Source organism: Burkholderia sp. Bp9140, from assembly GCF_003853425.1.
Lineage (GTDB): Bacteria > Pseudomonadota > Gammaproteobacteria > Burkholderiales > Burkholderiaceae > Burkholderia.
The window spans coordinates 1-1,678 of the sequence record NZ_QTPQ01000101.1 but is presented as its reverse complement, the minus strand read 5'-3'; the positions used below and the strand labels follow the sequence as shown (position 1 = coordinate 1,678).

The window sequence follows — 1,678 nt, the reverse complement described above, 5'->3', positions numbered from 1 at the left end:
CACGTGATTCGCGGCGGCCTGAACTACAACATGGAGCTGCGCTGGGACGGCGTGCGCTCGCTCGCGGTCGCGATGGAAATGCTCCGGCAGCAGGTCGCGATCACGCCGGCGCCGCAGTGGGTGCGCGTGGTCGGCGGCTTCACCGAGCACCAGTTCGCCGAGAAGCGCCTGCCGACGATCGACGAGCTCAATGCGGTCGCGCCCGATACACCGGTGTTCATCCTGCACCTGTACGATCGCGCGCTGCTGAACGCGGCCGCGCTGCGCGTGGTCGGCTACACGAAGGACACGCCGGAGCCGCCGGGCGGCACGATCCTGCGCGATGCCGCGGGCAACCCGACGGGCCTGCTGCTCGCGAACCCGAACGCGACGATCCTCTACGCGACGCTCGCGAAGGGCCCGAAGCTGCCGTTCGAGTATCAGTACAACTCGACGCGCCACTTCATGCGCGAACTGAACCGGCTCGGCGTGACGGGCGTGATCGACGCGGGCGGCGGCTCGCAGAATTATCCCGACGATTACGAAGTGATCCGCAAGCTGCACGACGCGGGCGAGATGACGATCCGCATCGCCTACAACCTGTTCACGCAGAAGCCGAACGCGGAGAAGGAAGACTTCGTGAACTGGACGAAGAGCGTCAAGTATCACGATGGCACGGACTACTTCCGTCACAACGGCGCGGGCGAGATGCTGGTGTTTTCCGCGGCCGACTTCGAGGACTTCCGCGTGGCACGCCCGGACCTGCCCGCACAGATGGAAGACGATCTCGAAGGCGTCGTGCGCGTGCTCGCGCAGAACCGCTGGCCGTGGCGCATGCATGCGACCTACGACGAGACGATCAGCCGCGCGCTCGACGTGTTCGAGAAGGTGAACGAGGACATTCCGCTTGAAGGGCTGAACTGGTTCTTCGATCACGCGGAAACGATCTCCGAGAAATCGATGGACCGGATCGCCGCGCTCGGCGGCGGCATCGCGGTGCAGCACCGGATGGCGTACCAGGGCGAGTACTTCGTCGAGCGCTACGGCGCGCAGGCAGCCGAGGCGACGCCGCCGGTCGCGAAGATGCTCTCGAAAGGCATCAAGGTGTCGGCCGGCACGGATGCGACGCGGGTGGCGTCGTACAACCCGTGGGTGTCGCTCGCGTGGCTCGTGACGGGCAAGACGGTCGGCGGGATGCGCATGTACCCGCAGCGCAACCTGCTCGATCGCGAAACCGCGCTGCGCATGTGGACCGAGTACGTGACGTGGTTCTCGAACGAGGTGGGCAAGAAGGGGCGCATCGCGGTCGGGCAACTCGCCGACCTGATGGTCCCGGATCGCGATTTCTTCACGTGCGCGGAGGACGATATCGCCGACACGACGGCGTTGCTGACGGTGGTCGGCGGCCGGATCGTGTGGGGTGCAGGGCCGTTCGCATCGCACGACGCGCCGATTCCGCCCGCGATGCCGGACTGGTCGCCCGTGCGCGCATACGGCGGCTATGGCGGCTGGGGCGCGACGCAGCGCGACGGCGCGCCGCTGCAACGGGCGGCGGCCGCCGCGATGTGCGGCTGCGCGAGCGCGTGCGGCATGCACGGTCATGCGCATGCGGGCGCGTGGAGCCGCACGTTGCCGACGTCGGACGCGAAGGGCTTCTGGGGTGCGTTCGGCTGTTCGTGCTGGGCGGTCTGACATGACG

At 67.6% G+C, this 1,678-nt stretch carries 1 protein-coding gene; it reads left to right on the top strand.

The annotated features are described in order from the left end of the window. The coding region (locus DIE21_RS36770) for an amidohydrolase (protein ID WP_148092778.1) at nucleotides 1-1,671 on the top strand (1,671 nt) is incomplete at its 5' end. Between the last annotated feature and the right edge of the window lie 7 nt (nucleotides 1,672-1,678).